This window comes from Amycolatopsis sp. NPDC004079 (genome assembly GCF_040610415.1).
Taxonomy (GTDB): Bacteria; Actinomycetota; Actinomycetes; order Mycobacteriales; family Pseudonocardiaceae; genus Amycolatopsis; species Amycolatopsis halotolerans.
Window position 1 is genome coordinate 16,617 of the sequence record NZ_JBEXMH010000008.1, and the last position, 26,674, is coordinate 43,290.

Annotated in this window: 20 protein-coding genes; 11 read left to right on the forward strand and 9 right to left on the reverse strand. The window is 69.9% G+C overall.

What is annotated here, in order from left to right; all coding sequences use genetic code 11:
• Nucleotides 1–13 precede the first annotated feature (13 nt).
• Complete coding sequence (locus ABZX37_RS11185; RefSeq protein ID WP_354738326.1) at nt 14–2,089, reverse strand: PQQ-dependent sugar dehydrogenase; 2,076 nt, start codon at nt 2,087–2,089, stop codon at nt 14–16.
• Between the two features lie 183 nt (nt 2,090–2,272).
• Complete coding sequence (locus ABZX37_RS11190) at nt 2,273–2,713, reverse strand: PPOX class F420-dependent oxidoreductase (protein ID WP_354738334.1); 441 nt, start codon at nt 2,711–2,713, stop codon at nt 2,273–2,275.
• Between the two features lie 77 nt (nt 2,714–2,790).
• Here ABZX37_RS11190 and ABZX37_RS11195 point away from each other — a divergent pair, with 77 nt between their 5' ends.
• Genes ABZX37_RS11195 through ABZX37_RS11205 form a run of 3 tightly spaced genes read left to right on the forward strand, consistent with a single transcriptional unit; the run spans nt 2,791 to nt 9,542 of the window.
• Nucleotides 2,791–4,254, forward strand: a complete 1,464-nt coding sequence (locus ABZX37_RS11195; protein ID WP_354738667.1) for a hypothetical protein — start codon at nt 2,791–2,793, stop codon at nt 4,252–4,254.
• Entirely contained in the window at nt 4,254–5,057 is an 804-nt protein-coding gene (locus ABZX37_RS11200; protein WP_354738336.1) for a hypothetical protein, read from the forward strand. The genes ABZX37_RS11195 and ABZX37_RS11200 overlap by 1 nt, the downstream gene beginning before the upstream one ends.
• Nucleotides 5,058–5,069: 12 nt before the next feature.
• A complete protein-coding gene (locus ABZX37_RS11205) occupies nt 5,070–9,542 on the forward strand; it encodes a hypothetical protein (protein ID WP_354738338.1) in 4,473 nt (1,490 codons plus the stop codon).
• Between the two features lie 48 nt (nt 9,543–9,590).
• Here ABZX37_RS11205 and ABZX37_RS11210 read toward each other — a convergent pair whose 3' ends face one another.
• Nucleotides 9,591–10,571: a YncE family protein gene (locus ABZX37_RS11210; RefSeq protein WP_354738340.1), complete on the reverse strand. Its 981-nt coding sequence runs from the start codon at nt 10,569–10,571 to the stop codon at nt 9,591–9,593.
• Between the two features lie 112 nt (nt 10,572–10,683).
• Between ABZX37_RS11210 and ABZX37_RS11215 the strand changes: the two genes are divergently transcribed.
• The 7 genes from ABZX37_RS11215 to ABZX37_RS11245 all read left to right on the forward strand — a co-directional run bounded on the left by ABZX37_RS11215 (nt 10,684) and on the right by ABZX37_RS11245 (nt 17,938).
• The gene (locus tag ABZX37_RS11215) at nt 10,684–11,580 is read left to right on the forward strand and encodes a LysR family transcriptional regulator (protein ID WP_354738342.1); all 897 of its coding nucleotides are present in this window, start codon (nt 10,684–10,686) and stop codon (nt 11,578–11,580) included.
• 54 nt (nt 11,581–11,634) lie between these two features.
• On the forward strand, nt 11,635–12,915 hold the full coding sequence (locus ABZX37_RS11220; protein ID WP_354738669.1) for a winged helix DNA-binding domain-containing protein: 1,281 nt from the start codon (nt 11,635–11,637) through the stop codon (nt 12,913–12,915).
• Nucleotides 12,916–14,144: 1,229 nt separating this feature from the next.
• Nucleotides 14,145–15,146, forward strand: a complete 1,002-nt coding sequence (gap, locus tag ABZX37_RS11225) for a type I glyceraldehyde-3-phosphate dehydrogenase (RefSeq protein WP_354738344.1) — start codon at nt 14,145–14,147, stop codon at nt 15,144–15,146.
• 5 nt (nt 15,147–15,151) lie between these two features.
• A complete protein-coding gene (locus tag ABZX37_RS11230) occupies nt 15,152–16,366 on the forward strand; it encodes a phosphoglycerate kinase (RefSeq protein ID WP_354738346.1) in 1,215 nt (404 codons plus the stop codon).
• Entirely contained in the window at nt 16,367–17,152 is a 786-nt protein-coding gene (gene tpiA, locus ABZX37_RS11235) for a triose-phosphate isomerase (RefSeq protein ID WP_354738348.1), read from the forward strand.
• Between the two features lie 134 nt (nt 17,153–17,286).
• Complete coding sequence (gene secG / locus ABZX37_RS11240) at nt 17,287–17,517, forward strand: preprotein translocase subunit SecG (protein ID WP_354738350.1); 231 nt, start codon at nt 17,287–17,289, stop codon at nt 17,515–17,517.
• A 76-nt stretch (nt 17,518–17,593) separates the two neighbouring features.
• Complete coding sequence (locus ABZX37_RS11245; RefSeq protein WP_116206838.1) at nt 17,594–17,938, forward strand: RNA polymerase-binding protein RbpA; 345 nt, start codon at nt 17,594–17,596, stop codon at nt 17,936–17,938.
• Nucleotides 17,939–18,615: 677 nt separating this feature from the next.
• On the opposite strand, the gene ABZX37_RS11250 is transcribed toward ABZX37_RS11245, so the two are convergent.
• Entirely contained in the window at nt 18,616–19,818 is a 1,203-nt protein-coding gene (locus tag ABZX37_RS11250) for a histidine kinase (RefSeq protein ID WP_354738352.1), read from the reverse strand.
• Nucleotides 19,819–20,253: 435 nt separating this feature from the next.
• A complete protein-coding gene (locus tag ABZX37_RS11255) occupies nt 20,254–20,793 on the reverse strand; it encodes a YbhB/YbcL family Raf kinase inhibitor-like protein (protein WP_354738354.1) in 540 nt (179 codons plus the stop codon).
• A gap of 90 nt (nt 20,794–20,883) precedes the next feature.
• On the opposite strand from ABZX37_RS11255, the gene ABZX37_RS11260 reads away from it, so the two are divergent.
• On the forward strand, nt 20,884–21,543 hold the full coding sequence (locus tag ABZX37_RS11260) for a GntR family transcriptional regulator (RefSeq protein WP_354738671.1): 660 nt from the start codon (nt 20,884–20,886) through the stop codon (nt 21,541–21,543).
• A 187-nt stretch (nt 21,544–21,730) separates the two neighbouring features.
• Here ABZX37_RS11260 and pgl read toward each other — a convergent pair whose 3' ends face one another.
• Genes pgl through ABZX37_RS11280 form a run of 4 tightly spaced genes read right to left on the reverse strand, consistent with a single transcriptional unit; the run spans nt 21,731 to nt 26,665 of the window.
• On the reverse strand, nt 21,731–22,504 hold the full coding sequence (pgl, locus tag ABZX37_RS11265) for a 6-phosphogluconolactonase (protein ID WP_354738356.1): 774 nt from the start codon (nt 22,502–22,504) through the stop codon (nt 21,731–21,733).
• Entirely contained in the window at nt 22,501–23,523 is a 1,023-nt protein-coding gene (gene opcA / locus ABZX37_RS11270) for a glucose-6-phosphate dehydrogenase assembly protein OpcA (RefSeq protein ID WP_354738358.1), read from the reverse strand. Before opcA ends, pgl begins: the two co-directional genes overlap by 4 nt.
• Nucleotides 23,520–25,049 carry a glucose-6-phosphate dehydrogenase gene (gene zwf, locus ABZX37_RS11275; RefSeq protein WP_354738360.1) on the reverse strand — a complete coding sequence of 510 codons (1,530 nt, stop codon included), beginning with the start codon at nt 25,047–25,049 and terminating at the stop codon, nt 23,520–23,522. Before zwf ends, opcA begins: the two co-directional genes overlap by 4 nt.
• Nucleotides 25,046–26,665 carry a glucose-6-phosphate isomerase gene (locus ABZX37_RS11280; protein ID WP_354738362.1) on the reverse strand — a complete coding sequence of 540 codons (1,620 nt, stop codon included), beginning with the start codon at nt 26,663–26,665 and terminating at the stop codon, nt 25,046–25,048. The genes zwf and ABZX37_RS11280 overlap by 4 nt, the downstream gene beginning before the upstream one ends.
• Nucleotides 26,666–26,674: the final 9 nt, after the last annotated feature.

Sequence of the window (26,674 nt, forward strand, 5' to 3'; positions counted from 1 at the left end):
CCCCTGCCGCGGCTTATCCGGCGATAGCCGCGCCGGGGAACTTCAGTTGCACCACCACGTTGTCGATGGTGTCCGGCGTGCCGCCGAGCTTGTCGTTGTTCGTCGAGGTCACCCACAGGTGCCCGTCGGGGGTCTTGGTCACCGAGCGCAGGCGGCCCCAGCGGCCGGAGAACACCGCGGACACCGTGCCGATGCTGTCGCCCTTGATCTGCGTCGCGAACAGCTGCTTGCCGGTCACCGCCGCGATGTAGATCCAGTCGTTCACGATCTCGATCCCGGACGGCCCGGCCTGCGACGTCGGCCACGTCTTCTTCGGCGCGATCGTCCCGCTGCAGTCGCCGATCGTGCCCTCGCAGGCCGACCAGCCGTAGTTGCCGCCCTTCTGGATCAGGTTCAGCTCGTCCTGGCTGCTCTCGCCGAACTCCGACGACCACAGCCGCCCTTGCGAATCCCAGGCGAGGCCCTGCGGGTTGCGGTGCCCGTAGCTCCAGACGTACCGGGCGTTGCCGCCGGTGGCGTAGAACGGGTTGTCGCTCGGCGCGGAACCGTCGGAATTGAGCCGCAGGATCTTGCCGTTGAGCGAGCTCTTGTTCTGCGCGTTGGCCTTCACCTTCGCGTCGCCGACGGTCGCGTACAGCTTGCCGTCCGGGCCGAACGCGATGCGGCCGCCGTTGTGGTACTGGTTCTTCGACATGCCGGTCAGCACCGGGGTGGTGGTCTTCGACAGCGTGGTGCCGTCGTAGGTGACCTTCACGATCCGGTTGTCGCTGGACGACGTGTGGTACAGGTACACCGCGTGGTCGGTGTTCCACTGCGGCGAAATCGCCAGCCCGAGCAGGCCGCCCTCGCCGTTCGTCGTGACCACGCCGGGGATCTTGCCGAGCGTCGTCTTCTTGCCGTCCGGGGTGATCTGCAGCAGTTCGAACCGGTCCCGTTCGGTCACCAGCGCGTTGCCGTTCGGCAGGAAACCGACTGCCCAGCCGAGGTCGACCTTCGCGATGTCCTTGTCGTACGAAGGGATTCCGCCGCCGGCACCGCTGCTGTTGGTGGTCTTCGCGGTGACCGCGTTGCTCGCCGCGGACGCGTTTCCGTTGGGGTCACGCGCCTTCACGGTGAACGTGTAGGACGTGTTCGGCTTGAGGTCGGTGACCGTCGCCGAGGTCTGCGTCGTGGTCGAGACGACGTCCTTGCCCTGGTACACGTCGTAGCCCGCGATCGAGCCGCTGTCGTCGGTGGAAGCCTTCCAGGACAACGAGATGCTGTCCGACGTGCTGCCGGTGGACTTGAGCGAACCGGGCACGCTCGGCGGGGTTTTGTCGTCGCTGGGCGGGGTTTTCACGCCGACGACGTTGCTCGGCTGCGACGGGTTGCCCGCCGCGTCGTAGGCGATCACCGAGATGTCGTACGACGTGTTCGGCGTCAGTTGGTCGACGGTCGCCGAGGTCGTTTTGCCGTCCACGACCTTCAGCGTGTTGCCGCCGCGGTTGATCTCGTACCGGGTGACGCCGACGTTGTCCGTCGCCGGGTCCCAGCGGAAATCGGCCGCGGTGGGCCGGATGTTCGACGCCTGGAAGTTCTTCGGCGGCGTCGGCGGCTCGTTGTCGGCCGGTGCGCTGAAGCTGTCGGTGATCTTGTCGGTGTTGGGCCCGCCGTTCGCGGACGCCGAAACGGTGCGGACGTGGTTGACGCCCGCGGTGAGCTGCACCGTCGCGGTGACGGTCTTCCACGTCGTCCAGGAACCCGTGGCGGGGAAGGAAACCGTGCCCTTGTCGCCGCCGTCGACCACGAGCTTCATCGGCCGGTCGTCGGCGGTTCCGTTGGCGTAGCGGAAAGTCAGCGTGTGCGTGCCGGCCTGTGCCGCGTTGACCGAGTAGTCGGCGTAACTGCCGACGAGATTGTCGAAGTCCACGAATCCCTTGCCGGAGTACCCGGAGTGGTTCGTGGCGATCTTGGCCTGGGAGAGTGTCGCGTCCTCGGACTCGTAGTCCCCGGTCGCCGCGGTCGCGGTCACGGGGGTCAGCAGTGCGCAGCCGAGCGCGGTCGCCGCGGTACCGGCGAACAGCGCGCTCAACGTCGAGCGTCGTGCCACGGGGGCCTCCTGCTTGAGGGGGATCGGGGCGGCGGCGGAAAATGCTCAAGAGTCTTCGTTAGGAAAGTTTCCTATTTATCGGGACAGATCACACACCCTCGGCAGGTGCGGTGTCAATAGTGCGATCGCGGCATCACGCTCCGCAGCGAGTGCCGCGGAGCGTGATGCCGGGTGAACCGAAGGTCAGAAGCCGGCGATGTCCGCCCGCGCGATCACCTTCGTGATCCTCGCCCGGACGAGGGATTCTTCGGGGACGGCGTTGCGCTCGCCGTAGGCCGGGCCGTTCTCCTCGCCCATGTACCGCGCGCCGAGCCGGGTGGCCCACTCCCGCATTTCGTCGAGGTCGTGGTGCAGCTCCGCTTCGGCGGTGAACTGCACGTACGAGAACGGCGGCCGCTGGTCGTCGACGGCCAGCGAGAGCCGCGCGTCGCGGCGCAGGGCCTTGCCTTTCAGCGTGTCCGTGCCGGTGGTGAAGATCAATTCGTCACCGGCAGGCCCCTCGTTCAGCAGAAACCACACCGGCGTGACGACGGGTGCCCCGTTGGCCCGCACGATCCCCAGCATCCCGGTCCGCGTGCCCTCGCTCGCGAACTTCCACCACTCCGCCCTGGTCATCTCCCGCATGCCCGCCACGCTAGCCGTCCGCGTGTGCGGGCGCTCGGCAAGGCCGACTAGCCTGACCTGCTGTGCGATACGACGAGATGGGCGCGGCCGGGCTCGCCGACGAGGGGCTGACCCGTCGGCTGAAGGCGCTCGCCTGCACCGCGCCGTTGCACGACCTCGACGCGCGCAAGGCGAAGCTCGACTGGGCCGACGCCACCGTCTACCAGATGGCCGAGATCGCGCTGCACACGATCGACCAGGTCACCATCGCGATGGACTTCGACACCGGCGCGGGCCACGACCAGGTCATCGACCGGCTGCTGCCGTTCATCTCGCTGCAGGCGCCCTCGCGGATGCCGGAAGAGCACGTGCGCGTCGCGAAGTGGGTGCTGGACAACCTGATCAACGTCGGCACCACCGACCGCGGCTTCCGGCGCGTCTACGGCTCGCTCGGTCCCGGCGGCTACCAGCGCCGCCAGTTCGACTTCAAGCTCCTGGTCGAGCTGGCCGCTCCGGACGGCGAGGTGTACCTGCGCGCCACCGACGAGGCGATCAACGTGCTGGTCGGCGCGCTGGACACGGACGTCGAGTCGGCGCAGATCGCGGCCGAGGTGAAGCTGGAGAACCTGATCAACCGCGGCCGCCTCGCCGACGCGAAGCTCGCCGCGGAACAGGCGCGCTACCGCACCGTGCAGTACGGCGAGACGCTGCGCGCGAAGCTCGACGCCACCCGCCGCGACGTGCGCGCGGTCGACTGGGAGAGCGAGGTGCCGGAGCTGATCGAATCGGCGCTCGGGCACATCGAGTCCCGGTTCCGCGCGGAGAACGCGATCCTGAAGAACATCACCACCGCACGGGACGAATCCGAGGACGCCGACCACAAGCGCCGCGCCGCCGAGCTGGTCGACATCGTCGCCGACTGCATCCGCCGCCACACCCGGCTCCAGTCGCGGCTGGCCGACGCCGGTGCGGTCTTCCGCGCCGAACAGGACCGCCAGCAGTTCTCCGGACCGCCGCAGCGGGCCACGATCGACCTGTTCGGCCAGCTCCTGCTGCCGACGCTCGGGCTGCCGCTCGCCGACGCCACCGCGCCCGCCGAGCACTTCTTCCACGCCGTCGCGGGCATCACGACGCCGGTCGTGCCGTCGCTGTCCTCGCTGGTGTCGCTGCTGCTGCGGCCCGCCCCGGAACGTGACCAGCTGGTCGGCGAGGTGCCGGAACCGGAGCTGGTGCCCGCCGAGGTGACCGACCGCTTCGGCGACGACGTGTGGCGGCTCGCCGACGAACTGCTCGACCTGCCCGACGTGCCGCGCCGGCTGTCCGGGCTGCTGGAGGACGCGCGCCGCTCCGGACAGCCGAACCTGGCGTCCCTGGTCGCGCTGCGCGCGGTGCACGCTTACAGTCCCGAGGTCGGCGCGGCGCGCCGGCAGGGGGAACGCCACGTGCTGCTCGCCGTCGACGACGGCACCCTGCTCGACGACCCGGACTTCGGCGGGGCCGATCTGCTGCTGTCCACCGCGGAGGTCGAACGAGCTGACGACGAGACCGAGGAGGTCGCTTGATGCCCGTGACGCACACGAGCGTCGACGCCGAGGCCGCCGCGCGCCTCGTCGCTTTCGGCATGCGCCCGAAGCAACTGCCCGCCCGCGACGTCGTGTACGGCGAGCTGGTGCGCCGCTACGGCGAGGACAACGCGTTCAAGGCGCTCACCCACGCCGTCGCGTCCGGGCTCGGGCTGATGGTGCTGGAGGTGACGCAGCAGGCCGGCTGCGTGCTCGCGGCCACCGACGAGTCCGTCTTCGAGATCAAGATGGACAGCTACGCGCGGCAAGCCAAGATCCGCGAGCGGCGCGAGACGGAAAAGGTACTGCACGGCCTGATCCACCTCGCGGCGGCCGCGCTCGGCTACCCGCGGCCGGACGACCTGGCCAACGACACCTACATCGGCCGCGTGAGCGTCGAGCAGGTCGACGCGATGGTCCGCGAAGCCGCACGCGTGCTTGACGAGCGCGCGCAGCTGGCCGAGGCGAACAACGACCCGCTCGCGGACGCGCCGGAGCTGGAGCAGGCATGGCGCGCGTACGCCCGCCGTCCCGCAGCCGCGGCGACGAAGGACGGCCGGATGGCGGCGGACACCACGCGCGGCATGGTGTCGCGAGCGCTGCGTTTCCTTGCCGATCAAGGCTTTTTGGTGCAGGTGAGCGACGAACAGGGCGGCACTTACCGGACGACGCCGCGGTATCAGATCCAGGTGCGGGAGCTGGCCGCGGACGCCGCGTTCGACGACCTGCTCGCGCTCGACGTCGTCGCGGTCGCCGGGGCCGGGGGAACGCTGCGCGCGACCGCCTCGGACACGCTGCAGTAAGAGGGGACGGGAATGTACGAGCTTTCGCGGGTCCGCCTGCATTCGGTGGGCCCGGCGGGCGCCCGGTACCAGGACGTGGTGCTGGACTTCAGCGGCGTCGGGGCCACGATCACCGCGCCGAAGCAGGACGCGCTGTTCTCCGCGGGCATCCACGCGGGCGGCCCGGTGCGCCGCCCGTCGCCGGCGAGCGTGCTGTTCCTGGAGAACGGCGGCGGCAAGTCGGTGCTGATCAAGCTGATCTTCTCGGTCATGCTGCCCGGGCGGCGCCAGGTCGTGGGCACCACGAGCACGAAGGTGCTGGAGAAGTTCGTGACGGCCAAGGACGTCGCGCACGTGGTGCTGGAGTGGCTGCACGTCGAGACCGGGCAGCGGGTGATCACCGGCAAGGTGTCGGAGTGGCGCGGGCACGTGACGTCCGCGGACTCGGAGAACCTGGTCGACTCCTGGTACTGCTTCCGCCCGACCGCCGACGTCGCGCTCGATTCGCTGCCGCTGACCGAGGACGGCAGGCTGCTGACGATGTCCGGGTTCCACGACCGGATCGCGGGCGCGGCGATGGCCGAACCGGAGCTGGAGCTGTTCTGGACGCGCCGGCACCACGAGTGGACCGGGCGGCTCGACCTGCTCGGCCTGGACACGGAGCTGTTCCGCTACCAGCGCGCGATGAACGCGGGCGAGGGCGAGGCGGCTGACGCGTTCCAGTTCTCCACCGACGAGGCGTTCGTGGAGTTCCTGCTGCGCGCGGTGCTGTCCGAGGACGAGCCGAAGGACCTCGCCGAGGTCGTGTCGACGTACGCGAACAACCTGTCGCAGCGCGGCGATCTGATGGCGGAGAAGGACTTCGTCGAGGGTGCGCTGGAACTGCTGGGCCCGCTGGCCGAGGAAGAGGGCGTGGCCGCGGCGTCGCGGCGGATCGCGGAATCGGCGCGGGAAGACCTCGGCGAGCTGGCCGGGCGGATCCACGCGCGCAACGAGCTGGAGAACGCGCGGCTGTCGGGTCTGGAGGAGCACGTCGAGGAGGTGCGGTCCGCCGAAAAGCTCGCCGAGGGCGACCACCGGCGGCTGACCGCGGGCGTCACCGAGCTGCGTCGGCTGGTCGCGGTGCTGCGGCTGGAAGAAGCGCAGATCGAACGGGAGCGCGTCGACGGCGAGCTGGCCGAGGCGAAGACGCAAGCCGAGGCGTGGCGCGAAACCGCGACCGTGCTGAACCGGTTGAACGCCGCGCGCAAGGCGAAAGACCTGCGTGAGCTGGTCGGAAACCGCGAGGAGAAGGCGAAACCGGCGCTGGCCGCGCGGGATGCGGCGGCGGTCGCGTTGGGGCGCGGGTTGATTTCGCTGGCGCGTGATGCCCAGCGGCAGGCGGACAAAGCCGAGGCGCACGCGGACGCGTTGCGCGCTGAAGCGGAAAAGGCGCAGACCGAGCGGGACGAGGCGGCGAACCTGGCTGCTGGCCGTCGGGCTGAGGCGCGCGGGCTGTCGTCGCGGATCGCTGAGCTGCGCGAGGAGATCTCGGAGTCGGTCCGCAGTGGACTGTTGACGTCCGGTGCGGACGTCGCCGAGTCGGCCAGGGCGGCGCGGGCCGAGGCGGAGGCCACGACGGCGGAATCCGTTCGCCGGGAACAGGAACTCGACCGGGTCGGCGAGGACCTGCAGGCGGCGCAGCGCTCGGTCAACGAGGCCCACCAGCTCGCCGGGTCCACTCAGGACCGTCTCGTGCGCGCGGCCGAAGACCTCGAACGCGCGCACCGGCGTACCGACGCGCTGGCCGCTGAGCCGCGGTTGATGGAGCTGCTCGGCGCGGACGACGTCAAGCTGGAGAGCGATCTTCCGGTGCTGCTGCAGCGTTTACGGGACGCGAGCGCGGCGGTGGAGAAGGAACAGACCGCGCTGCGGATGGAGGAGTCGGCCGACGAACGCGCGCTCGCCGCGCTCGGTTCGGGCGGGCTGCTGCCGCCGCCGGAGGACGTGCAGGCCGCGCTGGATGCGTTGGAGCAGGCCGGAATCACCGCGTGGTCGGGCTGGCGTTATCTGTCCAAACTGGACTCGGTGCGGCGCGACGAGGTGCTGGAGCGGATGCCGCAGCTCGTCGCCGGGGTGCTGCTGAACGACGCGGCGCAGGTGAAGCGGGCGCGTGAGGTGCTGTCCTCCGAGCGGCTGCTGCCGAGCGCGGTCGTGGCGGTCGGCACCACGGACGCGTTCCAGGATGCCGATGTCCCGGCCGCGGCGGGCGTCGAGTTCCTCGTGCCGCCGAACCCGGCGATGTACGACGAGGAAGCCGCCGACACCGAGCGGGAAGCCGTGGCGCAGCGGCATGCGGAACGGCAGCGTCGGCTGGAGCAGCTGTCGGAGTCGCTGGCCAACGACGGCGCGTTGACGTGGAAGCTCACCACCTGGCGCGAGGACTACCCGGCCGGTGCGATCGGGACGCTCGCTGAGCAGGCCGAAACCGCTCGCGTCGCGCGGGAGACCGCGCAGACCGCGCTCGGGCAGGCGGAGGCGGAATTCGCCCGGTTGAGCGAAAAAGCCACCTCCTTGCGGGAACGTGTCCCGGCATTGCGGACGGCTGCCGCGGAAGCCGAGGAGAAGGCGCGTCGGCTCGGCGAGCTGTCCACTCGGGCCGCGCGGGTCGCGGAATGGACCGAAGAAGTCGAGCGGGCAACGGAAATCGCGGAACGCGCGGAGACGTCGGCAGCCGAGGCGTCGGCGCGGGCGGCGCGGTTGCGCGAGCAGGCGGGGGAGGAGCAGCGGACCGCCGACGGACACCGTCGCACCGTCACCACCGCGCGTTCCGAACTGGCTGAGGTGCCGGGCGCGGCGGAGCTGCCGGAGGACGTCGAAGCGCCTTCGGAACCGGTGGATGCCTTGCGGCGCACCTTTGCGTCGGCGTCGGAGTCGTATGCGAAGGTCGAGGTCGGCAGCGACCTCCGCGCCGAGTTGGAGCAGGCGGAATCCGCTGAGGCGGCGGCCTCGTCCGCGCTGGAGGCACTGGACGAAGAGGTCCGAGCGCGTGCGGCGACGTTGCTGGAGACAGCGGACGGTTCGGACGCTTCCGCGCGGGCGGCGGCGTTGGCGCGGGCGCGGCGGGTCGTCGACGCTTTGGAGGAAGAGCGCACCGAGGCGATCGGCCAGGTGTCGACGCGTCGGGCCGAGCTGGACGTCCTGCCGTTGCAGACCGGCGTCGCTTCTCCGGCCGAGCGACCGCGCGACATCGAGCACGGTCTCGAGCTGATCGACGCGGCCTCGCTGGAAGTGTCCGCGGCGGCCCGGAAGTGGGAAGAGCTGCAGGAACGCCGAGCGGCGGCGGACGCGACGCTGGACGCGGCCAAGGCTTCGGCGTCGGGCTTCGGACTGCTGTCGGAATCGTTGGCGCACTTGCGTTCTGAGGATCCGGCCGATGCGTACGACGGCGATGTCGAGTCCGCGCGGACTCGGTACAACCAGCTCAACACCGTGCTGAACGACGCGCAGTCGGCGGCCGACTCCGGCGACCGGCGGGTGCGCGCGGCGGCGGACCAGCTGGCGCAGTACGCGACCGAGAAGCGGTTCGAGAAGCTCAGCACGCCGGTGCGGCAGCAGGTGATTTCCGTCAAGCGGGACCAGCTTCCCGCGCACGCGGCGGAATGGGGCGAGGCGCTGCGGCCCCGGTTGCGGACGCTCACCGACGACCTCGCGCAGATCGACCGGCACCGCGGCGGCATCATCACACGGCTGCAGGGCATGGTCGAGGGCGCGTTGCGCACCCTGCGCTCGGCGCAGCGGGTGTCGCGGCTGCCCGACGGGCTCGGCGACTGGTCCGGCCAGGAATTCCTGCGGATCCGGTTCACCGAGCTGGAAGACCATGTGCTGGCGGAAAAACTGGGCGAGGTCGTCGACGAGGCGGCCGCGGGCAAGACCGCCGACGGCCGCGACGTGAAGCGCGACGGGCTGTCGCTGGTGCTGCGCGGGGTGCACGTCGCCTCGCCCAAGGGGTACCGGGTCGACATGCTCAAGCCGGACTCCGTGCTGCGCACCGAACGTCAGCGGGTGTCCGAAATCCGCGACGTCTTCTCCGGCGGCCAGCAGCTGACCGCGGCGATCATCCTGTACTGCACGCTGGCGGCGTTGCGGGCCAACAACCGAGGCAAGGCGCGGAACCGGCATTCGGGTGTGCTGTTCCTGGACAACCCGATCGGCCGTGCTTCTGCCGGGTACCTGCTGGAACTGCAGCGGGCCGTCGCGGAGGCGCTGGGTGTGCAGCTGATCTACACGACTGGCCTGTTCGACGCGGGCGCGCTGGCGGAATTCCCGCTGATCGTGCGGCTGCGCAACGACGCGGACCTGCGCGCCGGGCGGAAGTACCTGTCGGTGGACGCGACGATCCGGAACTCCCTCGACGACCTCGGGGATCCGGACGGGGTGGCACGGCTTTCGGCGACGCGGATGTTCAGCCGGGCATCTACTTCTCCTTCGGTGGATTCGCCTGCCGAAGAAGAACAACTGGCCTGACGGCTGGCGCGCGGTCTGTCCTGCCGGCACACCGCGCGCCGAGACCCGTCAGCCGACGGGCACGTACGCCAGCCCGTGTCCGCCAGGTGCTCCCGCCGCTTCGGTGTCCAAAGTGGTCACCAGGGTGCGGGTCTCGAGGTCGATGACCTCCACCGCGGTCGATGCCGCTCCGGACACGAAAGCGATCCGGCCCTCCGGATCGGACAGAATGGCCAGTGGAAACTCCGTCCGCAGCTCCATCGAGCCGAGCAACTCGTTGCTGGCAGCCGAAAACGCCAGCAACCGCCCGCCCATCTCGGCGGCGAGCACCTCGCCCGCGGTTGTGCACTGGATCGGCAGCACCGGACGTTCCGTCTGAAGGATGGTTTCGAGCGACCCGGCAACCGCGTCGAACACCCGGACTCCGGGCGTCGCGCGAACCGGCTCGGTGCCGTTGTCCAGATACGGCGTCGCGACGTACAACCGCTTGCCGTCCCGGGAAACCTCCAGCCCCTCGCTGCCCGGCACGGAGACGCGTTCGACCTCGCCACTGTCCAAGTCCACAAAGGACACGAACGGCGCTTCCTTGTTGGTCACGAACCCGCGCCGCCCGTCCGGGCTGATCGCGACCCAATGCGGCCCGGGCGCGCCGGTCGCGAGGTGCCGCACCGGTCGCCGCGTCGCGGTATCGACCACCACGAGACCGCCTTCGCTCCCCGGCCCGGCCTCGACGGTCGCGTACAGCAGCCCGCGCATCGGGTCGATCGCCAACCCGTGCGGCGCGTGATCCGGCGAGAGATCGACGACCTCCACGATCTCACGCGAATCCGGATCGATCGCCGTCAGCTCGGTCGCCCGCTCGCCGTGGCGGTGATAGGCCCCGGCGCGGTACGCGCTCGCGCACCAGACCAGCCGGTGGACCGGGTCGAAGCAGAGATCGTGCGGCTGGGCAGGCACTTCGACGGTGCCGAGATGCTTCCCGGACCCGACGTCGAAGAACGCGACCGCGGGCCCCTTCGCTCCCGCGACCGCGAGTATCGCTTCTCGCATAAGTTTTCTCCTCTGGTGGCTTGCCAGCTCCACTCTGGGCTGTCGTGGATTGCGCGTCGATGCAAGAATCGGCACGGAATTCTTCCGCTGCACGCAAACCTTCCGGATGGCCATGGACCTCAACCTCTTGCGCGTACTGGACGTCCTTCTGCAGGAAGGCAGCGTCACGCGCGCCGCGGCCAGACTGGGCAGCTCACCCGCCGCGGTAAGCCGCACCCTCGCCAAACTGCGCCGCGCCGCCGGTGACCCGCTGCTGGTGCGCGCGGGCCAAGGCCTGGTCCCGACCCCGCGCGCGCTGGAACTGAAGGACGAAGTCACCGCCCTGGTGCACCGCGCCGACCGCATCCTGGGCCCCGGCCCCGGCTTCACCCCCGCGGACTTGCGTCGCACCTTCACCGTCCAAGCCGCCGACCTGGTGGTCAGCGGCCTAGCTGGCCCCCTTGCCGCGTGCATCCGGGCCGAAGCCCCGCACGTCGAGGTCGTCTTCCTGCCTGAGTCCACTGAGGACAGTGGTGCCCTGCGCGATGGCCGGGTAGACCTCGAGATCGGTGCCGCCGGTCATCACGACCCCGAAACCCGCACAGAACCTCTGGTGCAATCGGCAGTCCTGGGCATTGCACGGCAAGGAAATCCACTCTTCGACGCGCGGGTGGATCCAGCGCGCTTCGCCGCCGCCGAGCACATCGGCATCTCGCGCCGAGGCAAGCAATCCGGCCCGATCGACACCGCGCTGGCTCAGCTGGGCCTGCATCGCCGAGTCGCCGTAGTAGTCCCCGGCCACCCGAGTGCCCTGATCCTGGCGAGCAGCAGCGATCTCGTGACCATCGGCATCGCGGGCTGGCTGGACCCGTTCCTGACCGCTCTGGGCTTGCGAACCTTCGACATCCCGCTGGACCTGCCCCCGATCGAACTGGGCCTGGCCTGGCACCCGCGCACCGCCGCCGACCCCGCCCAACTGTGGTTCCGGGCTCGTGTACGCACCGCCATGCTCGCCGGTATGTCCACTTGACCAGCGCGGAGGCGATTTCTGTCGGACCCTCCTGGTAGGAATCGAGTCGTGAAGATGACCCTCGCCCAGCGCCGGGCCCGCCTCGGCGTACGCCACCACCTGGCGGCCCGGACGACGACCGTCGAGGAAGCAGTCGACGGCGTCGTCGCGCTGCACGCCACCGATCCCGCCTCGGTGTACCTGTCTTCGTGGTCGCGCGTGCAGGGGGCCTCGGTCGCCGATGTCGAGGAAGCCCTGTACTCCCGGCGCACCCTTTTGCGGTTGTTGGGCATGCGGCGCACCGTGTTCGTCACCGATGTCGCCACCGCCGCCCAGGTACAGGCGGCCTGTTCCTACGACATCGCCGCCCGCCAACGCCGCCTGCTGGAAAAGCAGTTGGGCACCCTGGGCCACCCGGACAACGTCCCGAATCCCGCCGAATGGCTGGACGAGGTGATGGCGAGCGTCGAAAAAGCCTTGCGCGCCAGAGGATCGGCAACCGCCCAGCAACTGGCGGACGACGAACCGCGCCTGCGCCAGCAACTGCAGATGGCTAAGGGAAAGCCGTACGAGTCGATCGGCAACGTGACCAGCCGGGTGTTGTTCCAGTTGGCCGCAGAGGGACACATCGTGCGGGGCCGCCCGCGGGGGAGTTGGCAAAGCACGCAGTACTACTGGTCCCCGCTGACCGATTGGCTGGCAGAAGGCGCCGCCGGATCCGGCTCTGGACCTGACGACAACCCGGGCCGCCCCGCCGCCGGTGCCCGTTCGGGCCGCTCCGATGCCCGGCTACCTCGTCCCGCCCCTGGCTCCGCTGACTGGCCAGCCCTCTCCGAAGACGAAGCCCGAGCCGCCCTGGCCCGGCGATGGCTTTACGCCTTCGGTCCCGCCCCGGTCGCCGACCTCCGCTGGTGGACCGGCTGGAATGCGGGCCAAACGAAAAAGGCGCTGACCGCCGTCGGCCCGGCAGAGGTGGACCTGGACGGCGAACCGGCAATCGCCCTGCCCGACGACCTCGCCCCGGTCCCCGCACCCGACCCGTGGATCGCCCTGCTCCCGGCCCTGGACCCAACGGCGATGGGCTGGCAGTCGCGAGACTGGTATGTCGGCCCGCACCGCACCGCCTTGTTCGATCGCAGCGGCAATATCGGCCCCACGGTCTGGAGCGACGGCCGGATCGTCGGAGCCTGGTCCCACCGCCCGTCCGGCGAAGTCGCGGTCCGTCTGCTGGACGACATCGGAGCCGAGAAGACTGCCGCGGTGGACGCCGAAGCAGCCCGGCTGAGCGAATGGCTGGGGGAGGCGCGAGTGGTGCCGAAGTTCCGCACCCCGGCGGAGAAGGAGCTGTCCGGATAGCCGCCTCCGCGGGCAGCCCGGCAGATCGGGGAGGCTTCAGCTGCGTTCGGTCGTGGGTCGCGAGAACGTGGGCGACTGCTCGCCGTTCGCGGTCAGCTGGGCGGCGGTGAGGCTGGTGACCGCGATCGAGCCGAGGTCGCCGGGCCGCTGCCGCTTTGCTGATTGCCGTCGGCCAGGGACTCAAGCTGCGCAGCCCACGTATGGTGCCCGTCCACAAAGGACGCCAACAGTGTCGGAATGCCCGATTTGTCGCCATGTGGCCGCGTCTTGAAGTCTGTGAGGGACTCCTTGAGGGAATCAGATTCCCTCAAGGAGTCCCTCACAGACCACAACCCGGCTTCCGCTCCCGGTTCCGCATCCACCGCGACGTGCGCTCAACCGGACCGAGACAGCTGAGCTGCGGAAACCCGCCGGAAGCGCGTCCGCATCACAGCCCTAAGTTCCTGACATCGACGCCTGGCCCCGCCCAGGTCCTTAGGCCTGGGCAAACCGCGCCTGCAGCGCCGCCTTAAGCCCCTGGCATTGACGACGGGCCCCGCCCAGGTCCTTAGGCCTGGGCAAACCGCCCCCGCAGCGCCGCCTTAAGCCCCTGGCATGCGGCGGGGTGCTGCATGACTCCACGTTCCGCGTGCAAGAGGTCCGCAGCGCTCCGCCGTCCCGCTCGTCTGTGGCTCCGCGATGACCGGTGCCGCGCTGACGCGATCCGCCAGCACTGCCCGCGTCCAACTCCTGTCCAGCTGCGCCCGCTTTGTTCCGTGGCACCGCTGGCCGGTTCGCCCAGCCCGCGTTCGGCAGCGCCCTCGGTGCGCCGCGTTGCGCTCCCGCCGCAAGCGCTCCGCTCGCCCAACTCGCCCGCGCAGCCTGGAACCGGCTCCGCCGAACTCGCGCGAGCCCGCCGGGGCTGCCCGACAGCGTGAACCGGGGCACCAAGACCGATCAAGCCAGTGGTCCGCCCCGGCCCCGGACCGCCGCGGGAGCGGTCGCCCCGTTTCGAGGCCTCACCCGGCTGAGCTGGGTTCTTAATCGATTCTTGACGTCTCCCGGCAGTGGTGGAAGTCTCGTCAGGGCAGTCCGGGGCAATGGTGCCCGCACGCTAGGGTTGCGCCGAAACCGGAAGTCGCGGAAGCGCTCTCCGGGGCGGGCGCCCCGGGAGAACTTCAGCAGTGTCCAACCCCACGGTCGGCGGCCGGCGCGCCGCCGCCGTGATCAACACCAGAGGAGTGGCAGCAGTGACCGTTCGCGTAGGTGTCAACGGCTTCGGCCGGATCGGCCGCAACTTCTTCCGTGCCGTGAAGGCGAGCGGTCACGACATCGAGGTCGTCGCGTTCAACGACCTCGGCGACGTCGCCACCATGGCCCACCTGCTCAAGTACGACTCGATTCTCGGCCGCTTCCCGGGCGAGGTCAGCGTCTCCGACGAGGGCATCGTCGTCGACGGCAAGACCATCAAGGCCCTCGCCGAGCGCGACCCGGCCAACCTGCCCTGGGGCGACCTCGGCGTGGACGTCGTCGTCGAGTCGACCGGCTTCTTCACCAACGCCGACGCCGCCAAGGCGCACATCGCCGGCGGCGCGAAGAAGGTCATCATCTCCGCGCCCGCCAAGGGCGAGGACCTGACCGTCGTCCTCGGCGTCAACGACGAGAAGTACGACGGCTCGCAGACGATCATCTCGAACGCGTCCTGCACCACGAACTGCCTCGGCCCGCTGGCCAAGGTCCTCAACGACGCCTTCGGCATCGAGCAGGGCCTGATGACCACGATCCACGCCTACACGCAGGACCAGAACCTGCAGGACGGCCCGCACAAGGACCTGCGCCGCGCCCGCGCCGCCGCCCTGAACGTCGTCCCGGCCTCCACCGGCGCGGCCAAGGCGATCGGCCTCGTGCTGCCGGAGCTGCTCGGCAAGCTGGACGGCTACGCGCTGCGCGTCCCGGTCCCGACCGGCTCGGCCACCGACCTCACCGTGACCCTCAAGAAGTCCGCCACGGTCGAGGAGATCAACGCCGCCTATAAGGCCGCCGCCGAGGGCCCGCTGGCCGGCATCCTGAAGTACTCGGTCGACCCGATCGTGTCCTCGGACATCGTCACCGACCCGGCGTCCTGCATCTACGACTCGCCGCTCACCAAGGTGATCGGGAACCAGGTCAAGGTCGTCGGCTGGTACGACAACGAGTGGGGCTACTCCAACCGCCTCGCCGACCTGATCAAGCTCGTCGGCTCGAAGCTCTGAACCTGATGAGCGTCAAGAACCTGGAAGACCTGCTGGGCGAGGGCGTTCAGGGCCGCTACGTGCTGGTGCGCAGCGACCTGAACGTCCCGCTCGACGGGTCGGCCATCACCGACGACGGCCGGGTCCGGGCCGCGCTGCCGACGATCGAGAAGCTCGCCGAGGCGGGCGCGAAGGTCGTCGTCACCGCGCACCTCGGCCGCCCCAAGGGCGAGCCGGACCCGAAGTTCACGCTCGCGCCGGTCGCGAAGCGGCTGGGCGAGCTGCTCGGCTCCGAGGTCCCGCTGGCCGGTGACCTCGTCGGCGAGTCGGCGAAGGCGCTCGTGGCCGGACTGAACGACGGCGGTGTCGTCTTGCTGGAGAACGTGCGTTTCGACGCGCGCGAGACCAGCAAGGACGCGGTCGACCGCTCCGAGCTCGCGGCCGAGCTGGCCGCATTGGCGCCGGGCGGCGCGTTCGTCTCCGACGGCTTCGGCGTCGTGCACCGCAAGCAGGCCTCGGTCTACGAGATCGCCGCGGTGCTCCCGGCGTACGCGGGCGGCCTCGTGCTGGCCGAGCTGGACGTGCTGAAGAAGCTCACCGACGACGTCAAGCGGCCGTACGTGGTCGCGCTCGGCGGCTCGAAGGTGTCCGACAAGCTCGGCGTCATCGCGAACCTGCTCACCAAGGTCGACCGGCTGCTCATCGGCGGCGGCATGGCGTACACGTTCCTCAAGGCCAAGGGCTACGAGGTCGGCACGTCGCTGCTGCAGGAGGACCAGCTCGACCAGGTCAAGGGCTTCCTCGCCGAGGCCGAGAAGCGCGGCGTCGAACTGGTGCTGCCGGTCGACGTGCTCGCGGCCGAGGGCTTCGCCGCCGACGCGGCGTACGAGGCCGTCGACGTCACTGCCATCCCGGCCGACCGCATGGGCCTCGACATCGGCCCGCGCTCGGCGAAGCTGTTCGCGGAGAAGCTCGCCGACGCGGCGACGGTCTTCTGGAACGGGCCGATGGGCGTCTTCGAATTCGAGGCGTTCGCCGGCGGCACCCGCGCGGTGGCCGAGGCCCTCGTCAAGAGCGACGCGTTCACCGTCGTCGGCGGCGGCGATTCGGCGGCCGCGGTGCGGCAGCTGGGCCTGCCCGAGGACGGCTTCTCGCACATCTCCACCGGCGGCGGCGCCTCGCTGGAGTACCTGGAAGGCAAGGAGCTGCCCGGCGTGGCGGCGCTGGAGGGGAAGAACTAAGTGGCACGCAAGCCCCTGGTGGCAGGCAACTGGAAGATGAACCTCAACCACCTCGAGGCCATCGCCCTGGTGCAGAAGATCGCCTTCGCGCTGCCGGAGAAGTACTACGCGAAGGTGGACGTGACGGTGCTGCCGCCGTTCACCGACCTCCGCAGCGTGCAGACCCTGATCGACGCGGACAAGCTTTCGCTCACCTACGGCGCGCAGGACCTGTCGCCGCAGGACTCGGGAGCCTTCACCGGCGACGTCTCCGGCCTGATGCTGGCGAAGCTGGGCTGCAGCTTCGTCACCGTCGGGCACTCGGAGCGGCGCGCGATCCACGGCGAGACCGACGAACTGGTCAACAAGAAGGTCAAGGCCGCGCTCAAGCACGGCATCACGCCGATCCTGTGCGTGGGCGAGGAGCTCGAGGTCCGCGAGGCGGGCGAGCACCTCGAGCACACCCGCAACCAGCTCGTCGAGGCCCTCAAGGGGCTCAAGGCCGAGCAGGTGCAGGCGGTCGTCGTCGCGTACGAGCCGGTGTGGGCCATCGGCACCGGCAAGGTCGCGACCGCGGCCGACGCCGAAGAGGTCTGCAAGTCCCTGCGCGGGACGCTGTCGGAGAAGTACGGCGACGAGGTCGCCACGGCGGTCCGGGTGCTGTACGGCGGCTCGGTGAAATCCGGCAACGTCGCCGAGCTGGTGGGCTCGGACAACATCGACGGTGCGCTGGTCGGCGGCGCGAGCCTCGACGGCGAGGAGTTCACCAAGCTCTGCGCGCTCGCCGCGGGTGGCCCGCTGCCCTGATAGTGGGCACTACCGGGTAGCCTGTGTGTTCGGTCCGTCACTAGAACAGTGGACGAGTCCAGGGGTACGGTGAAGATCTGCATACTGCGGATCCGGCCGTACCCCTGCATGCTCCGACAAGCACAGAGGATGACATGAAGCTGTTCCTGCAAATCCTGTTGATCGTCTCCAGCGTGCTGCTGGTCGTCGCCGTGCTGCTGCACCGCGGCCGGGGCGGCGGCCTGTCGTCGCTGTTCGGCGGCGGGATGCAGTCCAGCCTGGCCGGGTCCAGCGTGGCCGAGAAGAACCTCGACCGGATCACGCTGCTGCTGGCCGCGGTCTGGGTGATCAGCATCGTGGGCATCGGCCTGCTGCTCAAGGTCTGACCGGATCCCCTGCAGGGGATGTGCGATCGGCGTGCCTATTGGGGGGCGCGCCGCCGATTCCAACGGGTGAGGATTCATGGTTGGCGGTAACGCGATTCGCGGCACCCGCGTGGGTGCCGGTCCTTCGGGCGAATCGGAGCGGGGTGAATCGGCGCCACGGCGCCGGGTGTCCTATTGGTGTGCGAACGGGCACGAAGCCCGCCCGTCGTTCGCGATGGACGCGGAGGTCCCCGAAGAATGGGATTGCCCGCGCTGCGGGCTTCCCGGCGGGCAGAACGAGCAGAGTCCGCCCGCCGCGCCTCGTACCGAGCCGTACAAGACGCATCTGGCTTACGTGAAGGAACGCCGCAGCGACGCCGACGGAGAGGCCATCCTCGCCGAAGCGCTCGAGCGCCTCCGCCAACGCCGCGAATTGATCTGAGGCACGGTTTTTCTCCGGGACCACCGGCTTCCCGTCCGCGAGGGCGAGGGCCGGTGGTTTTTTAGTTCCCGGGGATGGTCTGGACCTGACGGAGACAGGTTCAGACCACTTGAACGACACCTCGTTCCCTCTGTCCGAACGGAGACGATCTCCGCCGCGCCGACTCTCACCCGGAGCTGCCCTCGGGTCCAGGCCGCCCGAACCGCGCCTCGTCGCCCAGGCGGAAGCAGTCTCCGCCACGTCTCCTGTTCCGCAGAGGTCTGAACCTGTTCCGGCCGGGTTTCAGGCCGGGGGAGGGGATCCGGGCCGGTGTGGTGGGTTTCGGGGCCGGGGCCTGGGGAGGAGGTCCGGGCGGGTGTGGTGGGTTTTCGGACCGCGGACCTGAGCCAGGGAGGGGATCCGGGCCGGTGTGGTGGGTTTTGGTGCCGGGGCCGGGGGCGGAGATCCGGGCCAGTGCAGTGGGTTTCCGGATTGCGGACCGGGTTTCGCGGCTCGGTGTCAGTGGCCCCCGCGGGGGCGGTCCTTGACCGGTCCAGACCAATGTCGGCACCGGTCCGGCGGCCGGAAACGGCGCGGCGCGGGATCCGGCGTTCGCGAGCAGGGGAGGGAGGCCCGGCCGAGGCGCTGACTCAGCCACGCACCCTTCCGCAGCCGGAACTCACTTCTCGCGTGCCTCGTCAGCGGTCCAGCGGATACCGCGCCCGCACCCGGAATCCGCCGTCCTCCGTCCCGGACGTTTCGAAGCTTCCGCCCAGCAGCCGGGCGCGTTCGGCGAGTCCGGTCAGGCCGTGGCCGCCCGACGGGAACGCTTCTCCGGCGCGACAAGCACGGGCGTTCTCCACCTCGATGTCCAGCGCGCCGCTCGCCGCGTGGATGCGAATCGTGGCCGTCGCGCCGGGGGCGTGCTTGTGGACGTTCGTCAGGCATTCCTGCACCGTCCGGTACGCCGCCGCCGAGACCTGGCTCGGCAGGGTGTCCGGCAACTGCTCGACGGTCAGGTGCACCGGCACGTCGCACTCGCGGATCAGGTGGTCCAGTTCTCCGATCCCGGGCCGAGGGCCGTCGTCGCCGGAACCGGAACGCAGCACGCTCACCAGCGAGCGCAGTTCCTCCAGCGTCCGCGTCGAGAGCTGGCGGATGACCTGCGCCGTTTCCAGCGCCGGACCGTCCTTGGCCTGCGCCTGCAGCGCGCCGGCCTGCATGGCGATCAGCGTGATCTGGTGGGACACCACGTCGTGCATCTCGCGGGCCAGCCGCGCGCGTTCCTCGGCGCGCACCGCGTCGGCGTGGAAGCGGCGTTCGCGGTCGCGGCTTTTCGCCAGCTCGCGCAGTTTCGTCGAGATCTCCGCGCGCGCCCCGATCAGCAGGCCGATCGCGATCGGCATTCCGGCCACCAGGACGCCGTAGATCCCGTCGAGGACGTGTTCGCGCCAGCTCAGTTCCGCGAACTCCTGCAGCGGCCACCGCACGAACCGGCAGGTGAACACCAAACCCGCGCCGACCCACGTCTGCCAGTGCAGTTGCCGCCGCGTCGCGAGCATGCCGAGGTTGAGCATCGACGCCAGCTGCGCCCATCCGGCGAAGAATCCCGGCACCGCGGCGAGCACCGCGAGGAACGGGAAGCGCCGCCGCACCACGACCGCGAGACACGCGGCGGCCGACAGGTACAGCGAATAGGGCTGTGCTTTCGGCGGCACGACCAGCCAGACGTCGAGCACCGCCAGCAGCACGACCACCGCTTCGACGGCGATCGTCGCGACGAGGGGTTTCCGGAACACGGCGAACACGCCGGTCAGGCTGGCGCGCCTGGCCCGTCGAGCTGCTCCCGCTGCGGAGCTGCTCATCGAGATGCCAGGAATCGAGAGTCCCTCAGTGCTCATCGCGGCGACCCCATTCGTCTTGTGGACTTAGTGATGAGATGCTCCGGCCACCCGATCGGGACGCGCGGCGGTGAACAAATGTGCGGATGCTAACGGGAACGTGTGTGTTGCCAGTAAGTTTCACCCAGAGTGGTTCTTGTGGTGTTGTAATCTCCACAACTGCTCCAACAGGATGAACGAAGAGCGGGCGACATCACCATGTGTCGATCACATCACCTTATGTTCACCATACGGCGGTTCCCACATACTGGTGAGCCGCTTTTTGGCGGAGTGTCAGTTACTCCATTTGCCGCCCAGGTCGGGACCAGGTCTTAGCCACGCGAACAGGCGACAGATCACCCGTGCGGGTGGGTGGGAAGTGTCGGAGCGCAGTCGAAGGCCGCCGCGTCGTGGCGAGCACGACGCGACGGCCTCGAGTGATCAGCCTGCCGAGGCTTACGCGGGCGTCTCCGCGGTCGCGACGAGCACTGCGCGGCCGAGCACGTGGCCGAACATGGTGAACCCGAGGACGGCGGGCGTCGCGTCGGCCGGGACGCCGATCGACTCGACAGCCAAGGCGTGCACGACGACGAAATAGCGATGTTCGCCGTGGCCGGCGGGCGGGGCCGCGCCGATGAAACGTGCGGCTCCGGCGTCGTTGCGCAGCTGGAAAGCGCCCTCGGGCAGCCCGGAGCCGGTGTCGTCGCCCGCGCCTTCCGGCAGGTCGGTGACGGTGGCCGGGAGATCGGCGACGGCCCAGTGCCAGAAGCCGGAGCCGGTCGGCGCGTCGGCGTCGTAGACCGTGACGGCGTAGCTCTTCGTGCCTTCCGGCGCGCCGGTCCAGGACAGCTGCGGCGACGTGTCTTCGCCGCCGGGCACGCCGAAGATCCCGGAGAACTGCTCGGCGGACCAGGCCGCGCCGTCGGCGACGGTCGTGCTCGTGACGGTGAAGCTCGGCACCTCGGGAAGGCGCGCGAACGGGGAGTTGGCGGACATGGGTTCCTCTCGCTGGAAGCGGTACCTCATCGACGATAACACTAATAATCGATGATTTGTCAGATCGTCTATCCTGAGGGCATGAAGCAGATGCTGTCCGAGCAGATCTACGACCAGGTCCGCGCCGCGATCATGCGCGGCGAGGTCGAGCCGGGGCAGGCGCTGAAACCGCAGGAGTTGGCGGCGCGGTACGAGGTCAGCCTCGCCGTGGTGCGGGAGGCGCTGGTGCGGTTGGTCGGCGAGGGACTGGCGGAACGGCTGACGAACCGCGGGTTCGCGGTGCCGGCGCTCGCCGATCGGCGGTGGCAGGAGATCGTCGAGGCGCGTCAGACGGTCGAGCCCGCGATGCTGCGGTTGTCCGTCGCGCGCGGAGACTTGGAGTGGGAGACGCGGGTGCGTGCGGCGGGACACCGGCTCGCCCGGACGCCGATGTATGTGCCGGACGAAGGCAGCTACTACTCCGCTGCTTGGGCGGAGGCGCACCGCTTGTTCCACCGCACGCTGCTCGACGGCTGCGGAAACGCGGTGCTGTTGGAGAATTTCGACCGGATGTGGATGGCGAGCGAACTGGCTCGGCGGTGGACGGTGCACCCGGCATACCGGCTTCCGGTGGAAGAGGTGCTCGCTCAGCACGAGGAGTTGGAGCGGGCGGCGCTGAGCCGGGATCCGGAGGTGGCGGCGGGGCTGCTGACTGCTCATCTGGGGGCGACGGCGACGCTGTTGACGGGTGCGGAGTCAGCGGGGGAGTAGCGGCGGGAATTCCTTGCCGTGAAACGGAGAGGGGGCCCGGTGGCAATGCGCGGGGAATTGGCGGCGAACCACCTGGCGGGGGAGCAGGGCTCGTGAGCGCGGCGCCGGGATAAGCCCGCTTCCCTTGTCCCACAAAGAAAAAAGCTCCCCGCGCCAACGCGCGAGGAGCCCTTCCCTGCAAACTGTCTCACTCAGCCGGTGGCTGATACACCTTCGTCAGCTTCCCAGCCGATTCGCGGTCCAAGAGCCACAGCGTCCGCCGGTACCCGCGAGCGCCCGAGACCGGGATCTGCGTTTCCGGCGCACCGGCCAGCGCCTGCGCGACCGCGTCCGCCTTGGCCGTTCCCGCCGTCATCAGCCACACCTCGCGGGCGCGGCGGATGGCGGGCAGCGTGAGCGAAACGCGCGTCGGCGGGGGCTTCGGGCAGTCGCGGACCGGGACCACCGAGCGCTGGGTTTCGCGCACCTCGGCGGTTTCCGGGAACAGCGACGCGGTGTGGCCCTCGCCGCCGAGGCCCAGCAGCATGATGTCGAACTCCGGCACGTCGGCATCAGGGCCCGCCGCGTCGGAGAGGACCTTCGCGTAGGCCTCGGCGGCCGCGTCGACGTCGTCGCCGAATTCGCCGTCCGAAGGGGCCATCGCGTGCACTCGCTCCGGAGCCAGCGGCACGTGGTCGAGCAGGGCTTCGCGCGCGCCCTTCTCGTTGCGCTCGTCCGAATCCGCCGGGACGAACCGTTCGTCGCCCCAGTAGATGTCCAGCCGCGACCAGTCGATCGCGTCCCGCGCGCTCGACTCCCGCAGTTCCCGCAGCACGGCGATGCCGGTGCCGCCGCCGGTGAGCACCACCGACGCGGCACCCCGGGCTGCCTGCACGTCGACGATCCGGGTCACCAGGCGGGCCGCGGCGGCCGCGGCGAGCAGGTCCGGGTTTTCGTAGACGACGACCTCGGTCCGGCTCATGAGGTGCTCTTTTCCGCGGTCTTGCGGGCCGTCTTCGGCTTCGCGGCGGCAGCGGGCTTAGCCGAAGCGGAAGCCTTGGCAGCAGCGGGTTTCGACCCGTTGGACGCGGCGATCTTGTGCAGCCCGTGCAGCGCCGCCTCGTAGATCTCGTCCGGGTCGAGCCGCCGCAGTTCCTCCACGAGGCACTCGGGATTGCTGCGCCGCTGCAACGCGATCCGCCGCGTCGGCTGGCCCGGCTGGGTCAGCGTGCCGACCCGTCCGTCCGGCCGCGTCAGCTCCACCGCGCCCGATTTCCGTTCCAGCTTCACCGAGATGATGCCCTGCGCGCTCGAGCTCTTGACCCGGTGCACCGGTGCCTTGAGATACTCGGCGAGCCAGCCCGCGAGCAACTCGGTGGACGGCGAATCCGCTTCGCCGGTCACCGTCGCGCTCGTGATCTTCTCGTACGGCGGGAGGTCCAGCGCCGACACCAGCTGAGCCCGCCAGCGGGTCAGCCGGGTCCACGCCAGGTCGGTGTCACCCTCCACATAGGACTTCGCACGCGTGGTGAGAGACCTTATGGGGCTCTTCTCCGCGGCCGAGTCGGTGATCCGCCGCTGTGCCAGCTGGCCGAGCGGGTCCTCCGCGGGAGCCTTCGGACCGGCCCCGGGCCACCAGGTGACGATCGGCGCGTCCGGCAGCAGCAGCGGCACGACGGCGCTCTGCCCCTGCGCGGCCAGCGGACCGTACAGCCGCAGCACGATGACCTCGCTCGCGCCGGCGTCGCCGCCGACGCGGATCTGACCGTCTATGCGCGGCGCGGCCGTGCGCGCGCCCTTCGCCACGACGATGACCCGCGACGGGTGTTCCCGGCTGGCGTCGTTCGCGGCCTCGATGGCGTCCTCGAGCTTGGCGTCGTCGTCCGCGACGATCACCAGCGTCAGCACCCGGCCGAGCGCGACCTGGCCGCCCTGCTCGCGGATCTCCACCAGTTTCTTGTTCAGCGCCGACGTCGTGGTCGACGGCAGGTCGATGATCACGGACGCCTCCAGTGCCTGCCGGTACGCTCCAGCATTTCGTCAGCCGATTTGGGTCCCCAGCTGCCCGGCGGGTACTGCTCCGGCGCGGTGCCGAGCTTCGCCCAGTGCGACAGCACCGGGTCGAGGATTTCCCACGACAGCTCGACTTCCTCGTTCACCGGGAACAGCGACGGCTCGCCCAGCAGCACGTCCAGGATCAGCCGCTCGTAGGCCTCCGGCGACGATTCGGTGAACGCGTGGCCGTAGCCGAAGTCCATCGTGACGTCGCGGACCTCCATCGTGGTCCCCGGCACCTTCGACCCGAACCGCAGCGTGATGCCCTCGTCCGGCTGCACGCGGATGACCAGCGCGTTCTGTCCCAGCTCCTCAGTGGAGGTGGAGTCGAACGGCAGGTGCGGCGCGCGCTTGAACACAACCGCGATCTCGGTGACGCGACGGCCGAGCCGCTTGCCGGTGCGCAGGTAGAACGGCACGCCCGCCCAGCGGCGGTTCTGCACCTCCAGCGTCACCGCGGCGTAGGTCTCGGTCGTCGAGTCCTTCGCGAACCCGGCTTCCTGCAACAGCCCCGGCACCTTCGTGCCGCCCTGCCAGCCGCCCGCGTACTGCCCGCGCGCCGAGGTCTGGTCGAGCGGCCGCATCGGCTTGGTCGCCGCCAGCACCTTGGCCTTCTCCGAGCGCAGCGCCTTCGGCTCGAACGACAGCGGCTCGTCCATCGCGGTGAAAGCGAGCAATTGCAGCAGGTGGTTCTGGATGACGTCGCGCGCGGCGCCGATCCCGTCGTAGTACCCCGCGCGGCCGCCGAGGCCGATGTCCTCGGCCATGGTGATCTGCACGTGGTCGATGAAGTTGGCGTTCCAGATCGGCTCGAACAGCTGGTTCGCGAAGCGCAGCGCCAGGATGTTCTGCACCGTCTCCTTGCCGAGGTAGTGGTCGATGCGGAACACCGACTCCTCGGGGAAGACGTCGTTCACGATCGCGTTGAGCTCCTTGGCGCTCTTGAGATCGTGGCCGAACGGCTTCTCGATGACCACGCGCCGCCAGGTGTTCTCGTCGGCCTGCGCGAGGCCCGAACGCGCCAGCTGCTTGGTCACCACCGGGAACGCGCCCGGCGGGATCGACAGATAGAACGCGGTGTTGCCGCCGGTGCCGCGTTCCTCGTCCAGTTCGCGCACGGTCTGCGCGAGCCGGTCGAAGGCGTCGTCGTCGTCGAAAGTGCCCTGGACGAACCGGATTCCCTCGGCGAGCCGGTTCCACACCGACTCCTTGAACGGCGTCCGCGCGTGCTCCCGCACCGAATCGTGCACCAGCTCGCCGAAGTCCTGGTGTTCCCAGTCCCGGCGGGCGAAGCCGACCAGCGAGAACCCGGCGGGCAGCAGCCCGCGGTGCGCGAGGTCGTAGATCGCGGGCATGAGCTTCTTGCGCGCCAGGTCGCCGGTGACGCCGAAGATCACCAGGCTCGACGGACCGGCGATCCGCGGCAGCCGCTTGTCGCGGGGATCCCGCAGCGGGTTGCGCCACGTGGTCACTGAGCGGCCTCCTGCACTGCCCGGACGAGCTCGGCGAGCCCGGCGGCGCGGTCGGTCAGGTGCAGCCGCAGCACCGGACGGCCGTGCTCGGCGAGCACCTGGCCGTCGCCGAGGGCCTGCGCGTGCTGGAGCTGCCCGAGCGTGTACGGGCGGTCCGGCACCGAGAGGTCTTCGTCGACGGCACCGGTGATCTGCAGGAAGCTGCCGTTCTGGTGGCCGCCCTTGTGGTACTGCCCGGTGGAGTGCAGGAACCGCGGGCCCCAGCCGAACGTCGTCTGCACGCCGGTCCGCTTGGCGATTTCGCCGCGCAGCAACGAAGTCGACGCGTCGTCCAGCCGGTCCAAGTAGGCCTGAACGGCGATGTAACCGCCGTCGGCCACCGAACCGAAGAACGCGCGGAGCACGTCAGCGAGCTTGCCTTCAGTGGAAACTCCATCGCTGCCAAAGACTTCGACGGCACCGTCCACAGTGGCCGGTTCCTCGCCGCCCTTCAGCTTCTCCGGGTCGTCCAGCAATGCGCGAGCCGCCTTCTTGGCTGCCTCGACATCAGGCTGGTCGAACGGGTTGATCTTCAGCAGCCGTCCGACGAGCGCGGTCGCGAACTCCCACAACAGGAACTGCGCGCCGAGCGGGCCGGTCACCGAAATCTGCGCCGCACCTTCCGCGGCGCCGATCGCGACCGCGGTCGCGTCCTTGCCGTGGTCGGCGAACCCGGGCGCGTCCGGCCCGTCGACCGCCACCGGCAGCAGGCCGGTGCCGAGCTTGCCAGTGGACTCGGCGATCAGCTGCTCCGCCCAGTCCGGGAAGCCCTTGATCCCGGAACCGGTGTCGGCCAGCACGACCTTTTCCGCGCCTGCTTCGTGCGCCGCGCCCCAAGCCGCCGCCAACTGCACGGCCGGGTTCTCGGCGGTGTCCTCGGCGAGCGTTTCCGCCACCGAGGCGGCCTGGTCGAGCAGCCGCGCGACGTCCGCGCCCGCGAGACCGGCCGGCACGAGGCCGAACGCGGTCAGCGCGGAGTAGCGGCCGCCGACGTGCGGGTCGGCCAGGAAGGTCTTGCGGTAGCCCTCTTTCTCCGCCAGTTCGGAGAACGGGGAGCCGGGATCGGTGACGACGACGACGCGCCGCGCCGCGTCGATCCCGGCATCCGCGAACGCCTTGGCGAAGATCCGGCGGTGGCTGTCCGTCTCGACGGTGCCGCCGGATTTCGACGACACCACGATGACGGTGCGCTCGAGGTCGCCCGCGAGCGCGTCGGCCACCTGGCCGGGGTCGGTCGTGTCGAGCACCGTGAGCGGGACGCCGGCGGTGGCGGTGATGACCTCCGGCGCGAGCGACGAGCCGCCCATGCCGGCGAGCACCACGCGGTCCACGCCCTCGCTGCGCAGTTCCGCGCGCAGCGCTTCGATTTCCCCGATCAACGGACGCGACGACTTGTGCAACGTCGTCCAGGACAATCGGATCGACGCTTCGGACTCGGCGTCCGGACCCCACAAAGTGGAGTCCTTGGCGGCGAGCTTGGCAGCGGCGCCGTCTTCGGCCAGCCGCTGCGCCAGCGGCGCTGCCTTTTCTGCCAGTTCGGCGTCGACGATCACGACGCCGGTTTCGTCCCCGCTCATGGTCTCTGG